Below are 12,865 nucleotides of genomic sequence, written 5' to 3'. Positions count from 1 at the left end.
CTTCTGCTTCAGAAACGAATCGAACATTAAAAAGGAACGACATGTTGCGTGTGATTACCGCGAACCTGAACGGCATCCGCTCAGCGGCGAAGAAAGGCTTTTTCGACTGGTTTGGAGAACAGAAGGCCGACGTGCTGTGCGTGCAGGAAATCAAATGCTCGCAGGACGACATGACGCCGGAATTCATGGCCCCGCACAATTTCACCGGCTATTTTCAACATGCCGTGAAGAAGGGCTATAGCGGCGCGGGCGTGTACACGCGTCACGAACCGGACGAAGTGGTGATCGGTTTCGGCAGCGAGGAGTTCGACCCGGAAGGGCGCTATGTCGAACTGCGTTTCGGCAAGCTGTCGGTGATCTCGGTGTACGTGCCGTCGGGCTCGAGCGGCGACGAACGCCAGCAGGCCAAATACCGTTTCATGGACGAGTTCATGCCGCATCTCGCGGAACTGTCTCAGGAGCGTGAAGTGATCGTGTGCGGCGACGTCAATATCGTCCACAAGGAAATCGACATCAAGAACTGGAAGAGCAACCAGAAGAACTCGGGTTGCCTGCCGGAAGAGCGCGCATGGCTCACCAAGCTGTTCGATGAAGTGGGTTACGTCGACGTGTTCCGCACGCTCGACCAGCGGCCCGAACAGTACACGTGGTGGAGCAATCGCGGACAGGCGTATGCGAAGAACGTCGGGTGGCGGATCGATTATCAGATCGCGACGGCGGGTATCGCGAGCAAGGCGAAACGCACCGACGTGTTCCGCGATATCAAGTTCAGCGACCATGCGCCGCTGACGGTGGATTACGACCACAAGGTGAAGAAGTAAGCACAGCTCGCGGCGTGGCAAACGGGGCTGAAGTCCAGCCTTGAGGGGCGTCTTGCCAGGAGAGAGCCGCGGGCACGGTCGGCCCGCGCATCGGCAAGCGAGCTTGAAGTTAGCCTTGGGAGACGCATTGTCACGGAAGAAGCGGGCGCGTTCGGCCCGCGCAATTCAATCGCGGACCAGTTTGCGGCGCGGACGGCCCATGCCGGCGTAGTCCGGCAGCGCGTCCACTGTTTTGCCGATCGCTTTGGCATAGAGCGGCAGCATGTCGGGCAAGCGCTTGATGATGTCCTGACGGCGCGCCGGCGTGTACGGATGCACGTAGATGAAGCCCTGATCGCGATTGCTGCGCGTGGCCTGCGCCAGCTTGTCCCAGAGCGTGACCGCCGCGCGCGGATCGAAGCCGGCGCGCGACGCGATATCGCTGCCGATCACGTCGGCTTCGGTCTCGTCGGTATTCTCGTACTTCATTTCCAGCAGACGCGAGCCGATGCCGAGCGGCGCCGCGCCCAGATCGGCGAGCCCGAACAGCTGCGGGATCGTGCCGGACGAGTCGAGCTGGCTCGCCTGCAGTTGGCCGAGCCGCTCGCGTGCATGTTCGCGCAGCGCGTGGGCGATCTCATGACCGATCAGCATGCCGAGCTCGTTGTCATTCAGCCGCGCGCGGTCGAGCAGTCCGCCGTACACGACGATCTTGCCGCCCGGCAGACAGTACATGCGGATATCGGGCGAGCGCACCACTGCCACATCCCACTTCCAGTTCTTGGCCCGCTCGTTCCATTTCAGCGAGTACGGAATCATCTTGTCGACGATCGAGCGAACGCGCGTGACGTGCGCGTCGGTGTCGCCGTATAGACGGTTCGCGTGCTCGGCGCCGTACGCGATCTGGTTGAACTCTTCGGCGGCTTGCGCCTCGAGCATCGGCGATGGGATCAGGTTGCGAAACACCAGGTAGCCGCCGTAACGCAATTGCGTGTTCGGGCTGTACGATGCGGACGCAGGAGCGGGCATCGTCGGGACGGCGGGCGCTTTGGCGGCCGCGGGCGGCGAAGATGTCGCTGCGGGCGTTCTGGCCGTGACCGGGGCCGGCGGCGGCTGCGTCGATTGAGGCGACGTGGGCGAAGCAGGCGGCGAAGGCGGCGAAGGCGGCGTCACAGCGGCGGGCGCACTGCTGGCACCCGGCGCGCTGGTGGCGCTGTTTGCGCCTTGCGCCGCCGATGTCGCGCTTTCCGGGCTTGCGGCAGTCGCCGCGGACTTCGCCGTTGGCGCGGCCGTCGTGGCCGGCGCGGCCGCCGGCGCCGCTGTTGACGCACTGGTAGCGGTTGCGGGCACGGCTGCTGCATAGGTGCTCAATGGCGTGGCGAACGCCAGGCTCGCACAGCCGAGCGCCCACATTGCATGCGGTACTACGAGGGTGGCCTTGAGCGCAGGACGCCGGGACGTAGTCGAGCGCAACGCGCCCTTCGAAAGAAGCGTCTTCACGACCGCGTCCTCCACGGCGCGATGCGCAGCAGAAGCAACATGCCGGGCAACCCCAGCGCGGTACAAACGATGAAGTAGTCGAACCAGCCGATCTGCGCAACCACGTAGCCGCTCGCCGCCGAAGCCAATGTGCGCGGCACCGAAGCGAGGCTCGTGAAAAGCGCGAACTGAGTGGCCGTGTAGCGCGGATCGGTGGTACTGGCGATATAGGCGGTGAACGCCGCCATCGTCAGGCCGGTGGCAAAGGTTTCCAACCCGTAGACGAGCGCCAGCGCAACTGAACGCGGCTCGAGCTGCACAGCCCAATCGACGCCCACCAGCGCGAGCAGTTTCGTCGTGCCCTCGCTCAGCCAGACGGCGATGTCGTAGATCGCCACGAGACCAGGCGAAGCCGGTCCGAGATGTGCGAGCCACGCGAAGCCGAGCGTCGACACCATTTGCAGGACGCCGAAGATCCACAGCCCGCGGCCGATGCCGATTTTCATCAGCCATATCCCGCCGACGATCCCGCCCGCCAGACTCGCGCCGAATGCGGTGGTCTTCGCGATCACGCCGATCTGCGTGCGCGAAAAGCCGATGTCGAGAAAGAACGAGGTGGATAGCGTGGTCGCCATCGTGTCGCCAAGCTTGTACAGGAAGATGAAACCGAGCACGAACAGCGCGCCACGCCAGCCGTCGCGCTGAATGAACTCCTTGAACGGCTGCACGATCGCTTCGCGCAGATTCTTGGGCGGCGTGCCGTGGACTTCGGGTTCGCGCACCACCAGTGTCATCACCATGCCGGGCAGCATGAACGCGGCCGTCACGATGAAAACGGTGGTCCACGGCAAATGGTCGGACAGAATCAGCGCGAGCGAACCCGGCACCAGTGCCGCGATCTTGTACGCGTTCACATGCACCGCGTTGCCGAGCCCCTGCTGCGTGTCGCTCAGCAGCTCGCGCCGATAGGCGTCGATCACGATGTCCTGACTTGCGCCGAAAAACGCGACCAGCGCGGTCAAAGCCGCCACCGTCCAGATCGAATCTTTAGGCGACACGAACCCCAAGGTGGCGATGGCGCCGGCCACCAGAATCTGCGTGACCAGCATCCAGCCGCGCCGTCTGCCCGGACGCCAGCCCGGAAAACGCGGGACGTAGCGGTCCATCAGCGGCGCCCAGATGAATTTCCAGGTGTACGGGAACTGGATCAGCGCAAAGAGGCCGATTTCCTTCAGATTGACGCCTTCGGAGCGTAACCACGCCTGCACCAGATAGACGAGCGTGAACAGCGGCAATCCCGACGTAAAGCCGAGAAAGACGCAGATCAGCATGCGCGTATTCAGGAACGCGCGCCAGCCGGGATGTTCTTCGTGAGCGGTAAGTGCAGGCGCCTCGTGCGGCGGGTTCGACATGTGGATAACTTGCGTTAGCTTTTCTTGACGCGATAGACCGCAAGACTACCACGCCAGTTCACCCCCCACCGCACCACCTGACCGTCGTGCAGCACCACGCGGTCGAGAATTTCGATGCCGACTTCCGGCGCGAGCGCCTCGAAATCCTCGATCGTCAGGACCCGCACGTTCGGCGTGTTGTGCCACTGATAAGGCAGCGACTTCGACACCGGCATGCGGCCTTGCAGCACCGAGAGCCGATGCGCCCAGTAGCCGAAGTTCGGGAACGACACGATGCATTCCTTGCCGACCCGCACGGTCTCGCGCAGGATCGCCGCCGTCTGATGAATGGTTTGCAGCGTCTGCGACAGAATCGCGAAATCGAAGCTGGCGTCTTCGAACAGGCGCAGGCCGTCTTCCAGATTCTGCTGGATCACGTTGACGCCGTTTTGCGTCGACGCCAGCACGCCGGCGTCGTTGATTTCGATGCCGTAGCCCTGCACGTCCAGCTCTTCGGTCAGGAGCGAGAGCAGCGAGCCGTCGCCGCATCCCAGATCCAGCACGGTGGCGCGCGGTTCGACCCAGCGGGCGATCGCGCGGAAGTCCGGGCGCAGCGCCAGGTAATCGAGTGCTCGCTGGTTCATGCGTTCACCTCGTTCGCAATACGTTCGTAGTAGGCGCGCATCAGGTTGTGATAGCGCGCGTCGTCGAGCAGGAAGGCGTCGTGACCGTGCGGCGCGTCGATTTCCGCGTACGTGACCGTGCGCTTGTGGTCGAGCAGCGCCTTCACCAGTTCGCGCGAGCGGGCCGGCGCGAAACGCCAGTCGGTCGAGAAGCTGGCGATCAGGTATTTCGCCGTCGTGTGCGCGACCGCGGCCGTCAGATCGCCTTCGAAGGCCTTGGCGGGATCGAAGTAATCGAGCGCGCGGGTGATCAGCAGGTACGTGTTCGCATCGAAGTAGTCGGCGAACTTGTCGCCTTGGTAACGCAGATACGACTCCACTTCGAACTCGACGTCGAAGTTGAAGTTATACGCGTCCAGCGCGCCTTCCGCGCGACGCAGCGAGCGGCCGAATTTCTCGGCCATGTCGTCGTCCGACAGATACGTGATGTGGCCGATCATGCGCGCGACGCGCAAGCCGCGCTTCGGCTTCACGTTGTGCGCGTAGTAGTTGCCGCCGTGAAAATCCGGGTCCGACAGGATCGCCGAGCGCGCGACCTCGTTGAACGCGATGTTCTGTGCCGACAGCTTGGGCGTGGACGCGACCACGATGCAATGACCGACGCGCTCCGGATACATCATGCTCCAAGCAAGCGCCTGCATGCCGCCGAGGCTGCCGCCCATCACCGCCGCGAAGCGCGTGATCCCGAACTGATCGGCGACGCGCGCCTGGGCGTTGACCCAGTCTTCCACCGTCACGACGGGGAACGTCGCGCCGTACGGATGGCCAGTGGCCGGGTCGATGCTCATCGGCCCGGTCGAGCCGAAGCACGACCCCAGGTTGTTCACGCCGATCACGAAGAACTTGTCGGTGTCGAGCGGTTTGCCCGGGCCGACCATGTTGTCCCACCAGCCGATGTCCTTGGGGTTGTCGGCATACACGCCCGCCACATGGTGCGACGCGTTGAGCGCGTGGCACACCAGCACCGCGTTGCTACGCGCGGCGTTGAGCGTGCCGTAGGTCTCGACCATCAGGTCGTAACCGGCCAGCGAGCTGCCGTTCTGCAACTGCAGCGGCTCGGTGAAATGCATTTTTTGGGGAGCGACGATACCGATCGATTCCATTCATTCCGCCATTTATCAAAACAGGGCGGCTAAACGGCGTCGGCAAAAGCACGGAGGAACGACTGTGTGCGCGGCTGACGACCTCTTTAGCCGCATTTATAGTGAACCGCGGGAAACGTTCCCGGCAGTTCGCGCGCCCGCAATCGAGTCAGCAAATCGGCGCGTAACAAGTGTTCAGCGTGTTGCAGACAGCGGTACTAGGATGCATCCGGGTGCCGCAGTCAGGCGCAAAGTATAGCGGAAATTTTCGTGCGGCAACGTCGTGGGCGCAGAGCTTGGCGCGGCGGATGCCACGCGGACTACTGAAGAATCAGGAGCAGTTGCGCGTCGGCGTGTTCGGCAGGTGGCCGCGCGAAGCCGCTGCGCACATAACGGTGCCAGCGGCCGATGATGTAGCTCAGCAGCAGACTCGCCCGGATCGCGGGATCGTAGCCGGCGGGCAGTGGGACGGCGCTTTCACCCGAGTTCGCGCTGCTGTTCGCCTCCGTCTGCGCGAGGCGCAGACATTGTTTCAACGACGCCTCGACGCGCTCCAGCATCTGATTGACGCGCTCGGTCAGCCGTTCATGCTCGCCGACCAGCGCCTCGCACGTCAGCACGCGTGTCATGCCGGGGTTCTTCGCGGGGAAGTTGAGGAGCATTAGTGCGATCGAGCGCGCCTGCAGCACGCCGTTGCTCTCCTTCTCGGCGATCTGGTTGATCAGCCCGAAGATGGTTTGCTCGATGAACTCGATGAGCCCTTCGAACATTTGCGCCTTGCTGGCGAAATGACGGTACAGCGCGGCTTCCGAAACGCCGAGCCGGGCGGCGAGCGCCGCGGTGGTGATCTTTTCGCTCTTGGGCGCCTCCAGCATCACGGCGAGCGTCTGGAGGATGTGCACGCGGCGCTCGCCCGGCTTCAGGCGCTGCGCGCGCGGCGCGGCGAGCGTGGTGGTCGGTTCGTGTTCGGCTAAGACTTCGTCAGGCTTGTCGATCGGCTGCATGGCTGTCGTCCCGTCTGCTGTCTCTTCAATCGAACCGAGCGGGTGCTCAGTCGTAGCGATTTTAACGAACGAATGCTTCTGTCGACATAGTGTGGCCGGCCGGTGCCCGGCAGGCGCGTCGGCACGCCGTCCGCGTGCGGCTTGCGCGGCAGATGGCCGGTGATCCACACCGTGCGGATGCCGAGCCGCCGGTAGTTCTTCAGATGCGAGCGCGTGTCCTCGACGAGGATCGCGTCCTTCAGCGATACGTGCGCGTCGCGCATGGCCTTGCGCAGCATCGCGTGGTCGGGCTTGGCGCGCCAGCGGCGGCGATCGCGCATGTGTTCGATGGCGATTACCTGTTCGAACAGACGCTCGATGCGCAGTTCGGCGAGCACCGCGCGCGCATAGGCTTCGGGCGCGTTGGTCAGCACGATCTTGCGGCCCGGCAGCGCCGCGACGAGGCGCGCGACACCGCGTTCATGGCGGATCATCGAGCCTAGATCGGGGAAGGTGTGTACGACCTTCAGGAAGTCGTTCGGATCGAGCGGATGGTGGCGCGTCAGGCCCAGCAGCGTTGCGCCATAGCGTTGCGTGTAGCCGGTGCGCAGACGGTTGGCTTCGTCGATGTCCAACTGCAGCGCGTCGATGATGTACTGCGTCATTCCTTGATTGATCGCCGGAAAGATCGCGTGCGATGCGTGGTGCAGCGTGTTGTCGAGATCGAACAGCCAGACCGGACGGCCTCCTGCGATATGCGGACGACGGCGTCGGGAAGTGGGAGTGCGCATGATGGAGAGCGCCGTTCAGGCGCGAAGAGTGGCCTCACGCGGTGAACGCGAACGGTTCACGGTGCGGGTGGCGAGAAAAGAAGAGGGAGCGGGTTGGTGCTTTGTGGCGGCGCGTCGTTGCGAGCCGCCGAAGGTGCAGCGCGCGCCGTATGACTGTCCAGCGCAACTGCACGGCACACAGGGCGCGCCAAGCTGACGCGCCGCGTGTGCCGGGGTTTGAGGCAGGAATCAATGCGAGCGGATCATCGTGCCGAACGGTTGTTCGGTGAGAATTTCCAGCAGCACCGAGTGCTCGATACGGCCGTCGATGATGTGTACCGAACGCACGCCGCTCTTGGCCGCGTCCAGCGCCGACGAGATTTTCGGCAGCATGCCGCCGGAGATCGTGCCGTCGGCGAACAGGCCGTCGATTTCGCGCGCCGACAGATCGGTCAGCAGATTGCCTTCTTTATCCATCACGCCGGGGATGTTGGTCATCATCACGAGCTTTTCGGCGTTCAGCACGACCGCCAGCTTGCCCGCGACCAGATCCGCGTTGATGTTGTACGACAGTCCGTCTTCGCCGAAACCGATCGGCGAGATCACCGGAATGAACGCGTCGTCCTGCAGCGCCTTCACGACCGCCGGGTTGATCGCCTCGACTTCGCCGACCTGGCCGATATCGACGTACTGGCCTGGATTGTCGCGATCCGGCATCAGCATCTTGCGTGCGTGGATCAGGCCGCCGTCCTTGCCCGTCAGGCCGACCGCGTGGCCGCCGAAGTGGTTGATCAGCGTCACGATGTCCTGCTGCACTTCACCGCCGAGCACCCATTCGACGACTTCCATCGTCTCTTCGTCGGTGACGCGCATGCCCTGGATGAACGTGCCCTGTTTGCCGATCTTCTTCAGCGCCTGGTCGATTTGCGGACCGCCGCCGTGCACGATGACCGGATTGATGCCGACCAGCTTGAGCAGGATCACGTCGCGCGCGAAGCCTTGCTTGAGCCGCTCTTCGGTCATGGCGTTGCCGCCGTATTTGATGACCACGGTCTTACCGTGATACTGACGAATGTAGGGAAGCGCCTCGGCCAGGATTTCGGCCTTCAGGGTGGGCGCGATCTGCGAAAGGTCGGGAAGCTCGGACATGGCGGCAGGCTCAGGCACGGAACAGTTAAAACAGGGCGAATTGTACAGGACTGGCGCGCTGCAACAGGGTTTTCGATAGTTGCGCGGGCGGCGGGCGTCAGCGGGTTTGCGCGCCGCGCAATGACATGCCACGGACGCCAGTTGGACGACGAAGCGTACCGCGCTTTGGAGGCGCCCGTGAACTAGCCGAACGGACGACTCACGGCGGTTCGCCAGTCGTGGCATTATTTCCTGATCCCGGCTGAAGCGAGGGTATCCAGCCCGTCATGAAACCGTCCGTTTCCCGCTCTGAAAGCAGCGCGCGCTGCCCGCGCTGCGGCAACGCGTTCGATTGCGCCATGCATGGACAGCCGTTCGACTGCTGGTGCCGCGAAATGCCACCGATGCCGGCGGACCGGCTCGATCCGGCTGGGCGATGTCTGTGTCCTGAATGTCTTGCGGCGGAGATTGCGCAGGCGGCTCAGGCGAGGCCCGGCGGCGCGTGATTGATGGGGAGGCCGCGGGAAGCGGTGTAGCTCGGGGTAAGCGCCGTCAGCCCTTGGGAGGGCCGCTGGCTGACGAGAGCGCGACTGGCCTACGGGCGCACCGCCGCCGGCTTACGGAGAGCGCCACCGGCTTGCGACGGCGCCACTGCCTTGCGATAGCACCGCTGACTTACAGAGAGTGCCACCGGCTTGCGACGGCACCACCGGCTTACGACAGCACCACCGACTTACGCAGGGCACCACCGGCTTACGCAGGGCACCACCGGCTTACGACAGCACCACCGGCTTGCGACGGCACCACCGACTTACGACAGCGCCACCGGTTTACCGGTGCGCCAGCGGCGTACGGTAGCGCGATCGGCCTACGCAAGCGCCACCGGCTCAAGCCGCCCGGCGGTGCTGGGCCGCAAGCGCGCTCAGATCACGCGCGACGGCTTCCAGCGCCGGCTCCCACTGACCAAATTGCGGCTGCCGGTAAAGCGTGGCGCTCGGATACCACGGGCTGTCGCGGCGGTCGAGCAACCAGACCCAGTGCGGGTTGACGTCGAGCAGCACCCAGGTGCGCTGGCCGAGCGCACCGCTCAAATGTGCCGCCGACGTGCAAACCGTAATGACAAGATCGAGCGCGCCCACGAACGCGGCGGTGTCGTCGAAGGTCGCGAATTCGGCGGTGTAGTCGGTCATCGGCAACCCGGCGGCGCGTGCCGCCGCCACGTCCGCACCGGCGCCCGGCTGCAATGAATAGAACGCCACGTCCTGCGTGCCGCCGAAGTGAGCCGCATAGCCTTCCCAGCCGACACGCCGGAACGGATTGCGCTGATGGCCGTGGCTGCCGGTCCAGGTCAGCCCGACTTTGAGCCGCGATTCGCCAGCAAGCCGCTCTTGCCACGTCTTGGCGGCTGCCGAGTCCGCTCGCAAATAGGGCGCCGCCGGAATCGTTTCCTCGTGTGTGTCGAATATCAGCGGGAGGCTCAGCAACGGAATCTCGTAGTCGAACGCCGGTAGCGATTCGACGCCGCCGCCGGACGAAAACTCGTCTGCATAACCGCCCAGGCTGCGCATAAGCAGCGCGCCCATCTGCGGGAACGAATTCCAGATGAGACAGCCGCCTTCGCGATGGACGCGCTCGGCCAGCATCGGGATATAGCGGCAGAACTGCAATAGGTCGCCCATGCCTTGCTCGCCCCACACGAGCAGCGTCTTGCCGGCGAGCGGTTCGCCGCGCCAGAGCGGCGCCGGCATCACCGGACGGTTGCCGCCCAGTTCAGAAGAGCCGTCCCAGCGCGCCTCGTGCGATGCCCAGCCGTTCGCGTAGTCGGCGCGCACGAGTTGCAGCATGGAGAGATTGGAGCGCATGGAGGCGTCGTCGGGGGCCAGCGCGCAAGCGGTTTGGGCGGCTTGCATCGCGTCGTCCCGGCGTTGCGCCTCACGCAGCGTCAGCGCATAGTTGTTGTGCGCCAGCGGGCTATGCGGCGCGCATTGCACGGCTCTCGCGCCGGCTTCGAGCGCTCGCGGCAGATCCATCTGCGTACGGTAAGCCTGCGTGAGATTGGTCCAGCCGTTGCCATCGTCAGGCTCATCGCGGACCGCGCTTTCCAGAAGCGCGATCTGTTCGTTCAGGTCGCCGCCGGTGAACGTCAGTGCAGCAGCGAGATTGTTGCGTAGGCGCGGCAATCGCGGATCGATTGCGAGTGCATGACGATACGGGGCGATGGCCTCGTCATGCCGATTCGCCATCTGCAGCGCGTAGCCGAGACGAAACTGTGCAAGAGCGTTGCGTGGAGCGAGTTGGGCAATAATGGCGGCGAGTTCGACTGCGTCGCCGGGACGGTGTTGTTCGAGCAGCTTGGCCGTGAGCGAATCGAGCGACGCGTGGTCAAGTGGATGAATTCGCGCCGCGGCGTCGAGACATTCAGCTTCGGCCTGCGCCGTGCCGTTATGCCGGGCTGCGGCGGCTTGTCGCAGAACAGTCAGGAAAGCTGACGAGGCATCGGCCTCGCTGTGGGAAGTAGGTAGCATGGATGGGTTGCGCGATGGAGGAACCGAAGAAAAGATCGTCTCCGTTAGGCGCTATCGCAAAAAATCCATGTTACCGGCGTAAGACCGCGAGGTAAGTCGGACTAGTCCGAACAGGTAAATTAAAGTCATGCATCGAATAACCAACACCGGCCGCGTCAATCTCGGACATCTGTTCTGGCTGCGCAGTCTCGCGATCATTGGCCAGTTGATGACGATCGCGTTCGTGCAGATCTTCATCGGTGTGCATCTGCCGTTGCCTGCCATGCTGCTCGTGATCGCGCTCGAAGTGATCTTCAATGGAATCACGTGGTGGCGCGTTTCGCAGCAACGCCCCGAATCCAACATGGAATTGTTCGGCCAGATCTGGGTCGATCTGGGCGCCTTGTCCGCGCTGCTGTTTCTCTCCGGCGGCACCACCAATCCATTCGTTTCGCTCTACCTGCCATCGCTCGCGATTGCCGCGGCCGTGCTGCCGTGGCATCTGATGGCATGGCTCGCAGCGTTCGCCGTGGCCTGCTACGCGGTCCTCGGTTTCGATTCCGTGCCGCTGAATCTCGACAATCCCGCGAACCTGTTCGACTACTACCGCGCGGGCATGTGGGTGAACTTCATGGTCAGCGTCGGCCTCATTGCATGGTTCGTCGCGCGCATGTCGCGAGCATTGCGGCTACGTGACGCAGCGCTCGGAGACGCGCAGCAGCGCTTGCTTCACGACGAACGCGCGGTCGCTCTGGGCGTGCAGGCCGCTACCGTCGCGCACGAAATCGGTACGCCGTTGTCTACAATTGCAATGTTGTCCGAAGAATTGCGAGATGCAGCGCGTTCCGATAAGGGACTTGCGCCTTATAGCGCTGACCTCGAGTTGCTCGAACAGCAAATGACATTGTGTACGTCGGCGCTTGCGCGCTTGCGCAGCCGGGCGTCGACGACCACCAGCCGGCAGCAGGTCGGCGAGTGGCTCGAATCGTTCGCCGAGCAGTGGCGCTTGCGTCATCCGCATGTGAAGTTCGAGCGGGTCGGCGTGCCGCCGGCGGATGTCAGTCTTGACGATACGGTGGCCGTGAGTCAGATTCTGACGATTTTGCTCGACAACGCCGCGCGTGCAAGCCGCGATCACGTGACGCTGTCCTGCACGCTGGCGTCACGCGGCGACCAGATCGTCTTCGAAGTATGTGATGCAGGCCCGGGCATTCCGGCCACGTTGCGGGGCTCGCTCGGAGCGATGCCGGTCGAGAGTACGCAAGGTGGGCACGGCGTGGGCCTCTATCTGGCTTTTTCGGCGGCGGCACGTCTAAAGGGATCGATCGAACTGACCGATGTCAGCACGATCAAGCCGCGTGGCACGCGTGCGGTCCTGAAGCTGCCGCTCGCCGGGCGCAAATTTTCTGGCAAAGGCCGTCAAGGCGCTGCGCCATCCAACACGGAGAAACAGGCATGAGCGATATGAATTTTCTGGTGATCGACGACGATGAGGTGTTCTCCGGCATCCTCGCCCGCGGTCTCACCCGGCGCGGTTACACGGTGAGCGAAGCGCACAACGCGGATGAGGCGATCAAGCTGGCGAATCAGCAGAAGTTCACCCAGATCACGGTGGATCTGCATCTCGGCAATGACTCGGGTCTCACGCTCGTCGCGCCCTTGCGCGATTTGCAGCCCGACGCGCGCATGCTGGTGCTGACCGGCTATGCGAGTATCGCCACCGCGGTTCAGGCGGTGAAAGACGGTGCCGATAATTACCTGGCCAAGCCCGCCAACGTCGAGACGATTCTGTCGGCGCTGCAAAGTGAAGCGAGCGCACTGCAAGCAGAAGAAGCGATCGAGCATCCCACGCCGTTGTCGGTGGCGCGTCTGGAGTGGGAGCATATTCAACGCGTGCTCGCCGAGCACGGCGGTAATATTTCCGCTACCGCGCGCGCGTTGAACATGCATCGGCGCACGCTGCAACGCAAGCTGGCGAAGCGGCCAGTCAAGCAGTAAGCGCGGAGTTTCGGTTCCGCTTGCCGTGAGCACATGAAAACGGGCTG

12 protein-coding genes are annotated in these 12,865 nt (G+C 63.7%); 4 read left to right on the top strand and 8 right to left on the bottom strand.

The features are described from left to right. Positions 1-41: 41 nt before the first annotated feature. Positions 42-821, top strand: coding sequence for an exodeoxyribonuclease III (locus PQR32_RS06270; RefSeq protein ID WP_134457382.1), 780 nt, complete (start codon positions 42-44; stop codon positions 819-821). A 165-nt stretch (positions 822-986) separates the two neighbouring features. On the opposite strand, the gene PQR32_RS06265 is transcribed toward PQR32_RS06270, so the two are convergent. The 7 genes from PQR32_RS06265 to argB form a co-directional block, all read right to left on the bottom strand. Beyond that, complete coding sequence (locus PQR32_RS06265; RefSeq protein ID WP_408223302.1) at positions 987-2,300, bottom strand: M48 family metallopeptidase; 1,314 nt, start codon at positions 2,298-2,300, stop codon at positions 987-989. Beyond that, entirely contained in the window at positions 2,297-3,691 is a 1,395-nt protein-coding gene (locus PQR32_RS06260; protein ID WP_408223300.1) for an AmpG family muropeptide MFS transporter, read from the bottom strand. The genes PQR32_RS06265 and PQR32_RS06260 overlap by 4 nt, the downstream gene beginning before the upstream one ends. A 14-nt stretch (positions 3,692-3,705) precedes the next feature. Beyond that, on the bottom strand, positions 3,706-4,314 hold the full coding sequence (metW, locus tag PQR32_RS06255) for a methionine biosynthesis protein MetW (protein ID WP_132376401.1): 609 nt from the start codon (positions 4,312-4,314) through the stop codon (positions 3,706-3,708). Further along, a complete protein-coding gene (gene metX, locus PQR32_RS06250; protein WP_132376400.1) occupies positions 4,311-5,456 on the bottom strand; it encodes a homoserine O-succinyltransferase MetX in 1,146 nt (381 codons plus the stop codon). Before metX ends, metW begins: the two co-directional genes overlap by 4 nt. A gap of 299 nt (positions 5,457-5,755) precedes the next feature. Continuing rightward, complete coding sequence (slmA, locus tag PQR32_RS06245; RefSeq protein ID WP_408223297.1) at positions 5,756-6,439, bottom strand: nucleoid occlusion factor SlmA; 684 nt, start codon at positions 6,437-6,439, stop codon at positions 5,756-5,758. Continuing rightward, a complete protein-coding gene (locus PQR32_RS06240) occupies positions 6,406-7,209 on the bottom strand; it encodes a pyrimidine 5'-nucleotidase (RefSeq protein WP_408223295.1) in 804 nt (267 codons plus the stop codon). Before PQR32_RS06240 ends, slmA begins: the two co-directional genes overlap by 34 nt. A 228-nt stretch (positions 7,210-7,437) precedes the next feature. Next, a complete protein-coding gene (gene argB, locus PQR32_RS06235; protein WP_007179687.1) occupies positions 7,438-8,337 on the bottom strand; it encodes an acetylglutamate kinase in 900 nt (299 codons plus the stop codon). A 266-nt stretch (positions 8,338-8,603) separates the two neighbouring features. Between argB and PQR32_RS06230 the strand changes: the two genes are divergently transcribed. Further along, the gene (locus PQR32_RS06230) at positions 8,604-8,822 is read left to right on the top strand and encodes a cysteine-rich CWC family protein (protein ID WP_408223293.1); all 219 of its coding nucleotides are present in this window, start codon (positions 8,604-8,606) and stop codon (positions 8,820-8,822) included. 381 nt (positions 8,823-9,203) lie between these two features. Here PQR32_RS06230 and PQR32_RS06225 read toward each other — a convergent pair whose 3' ends face one another. Beyond that, a complete protein-coding gene (locus tag PQR32_RS06225) occupies positions 9,204-10,841 on the bottom strand; it encodes a tetratricopeptide repeat protein (RefSeq protein WP_408223291.1) in 1,638 nt (545 codons plus the stop codon). A 127-nt stretch (positions 10,842-10,968) separates the two neighbouring features. Here PQR32_RS06225 and PQR32_RS06220 point away from each other — a divergent pair, with 127 nt between their 5' ends. Continuing rightward, positions 10,969-12,279: an ATP-binding protein gene (locus tag PQR32_RS06220; RefSeq protein WP_408223289.1), complete on the top strand. Its 1,311-nt coding sequence runs from the start codon at positions 10,969-10,971 to the stop codon at positions 12,277-12,279. Beyond that, the gene (locus PQR32_RS06215) at positions 12,276-12,818 is read left to right on the top strand and encodes a response regulator transcription factor (protein ID WP_408223287.1); all 543 of its coding nucleotides are present in this window, start codon (positions 12,276-12,278) and stop codon (positions 12,816-12,818) included. Before PQR32_RS06220 ends, PQR32_RS06215 begins: the two co-directional genes overlap by 4 nt. The last annotated feature ends 47 nt before the right edge of the window (positions 12,819-12,865 follow it).

The sequence above is a fragment of the Paraburkholderia dipogonis genome, from assembly GCF_046027395.1.
Taxonomy (GTDB): domain Bacteria; phylum Pseudomonadota; class Gammaproteobacteria; order Burkholderiales; family Burkholderiaceae; genus Paraburkholderia; species Paraburkholderia dipogonis_A.
The sequence above is the reverse complement of the archived record's forward strand: the minus strand, read 5'-3'. Positions and strand labels throughout refer to the sequence as shown.

Coding starts and splice junctions, on each gene's coding strand:
- PQR32_RS06270 (WP_134457382.1), top strand. CDS start 42: ATGTTGCGTGTGATTACCGCGAACCTGAACGGCATCCGCTCAGCGGCG.
- PQR32_RS06260 (WP_408223300.1), bottom strand. CDS start 3,691: ATGTCGAACCCGCCGCACGAGGCGCCTGCACTTACCGCTCACGAAGAA.
- metW (WP_132376401.1), bottom strand. CDS start 4,314: ATGAACCAGCGAGCACTCGATTACCTGGCGCTGCGCCCGGACTTCCGC.
- metX (WP_132376400.1), bottom strand. CDS start 5,456: ATGGAATCGATCGGTATCGTCGCTCCCCAAAAAATGCATTTCACCGAG.
- slmA (WP_408223297.1), bottom strand. CDS start 6,439: ATGCAGCCGATCGACAAGCCTGACGAAGTCTTAGCCGAACACGAACCG.
- PQR32_RS06240 (WP_408223295.1), bottom strand. CDS start 7,209: ATGCGCACTCCCACTTCCCGACGCCGTCGTCCGCATATCGCAGGAGGC.
- argB (WP_007179687.1), bottom strand. CDS start 8,337: ATGTCCGAGCTTCCCGACCTTTCGCAGATCGCGCCCACCCTGAAGGCC.
- PQR32_RS06230 (WP_408223293.1), top strand. CDS start 8,604: ATGAAACCGTCCGTTTCCCGCTCTGAAAGCAGCGCGCGCTGCCCGCGC.
- PQR32_RS06225 (WP_408223291.1), bottom strand. CDS start 10,841: ATGCTACCTACTTCCCACAGCGAGGCCGATGCCTCGTCAGCTTTCCTG.
- PQR32_RS06220 (WP_408223289.1), top strand. CDS start 10,969: ATGCATCGAATAACCAACACCGGCCGCGTCAATCTCGGACATCTGTTC.
- PQR32_RS06215 (WP_408223287.1), top strand. CDS start 12,276: ATGAGCGATATGAATTTTCTGGTGATCGACGACGATGAGGTGTTCTCC.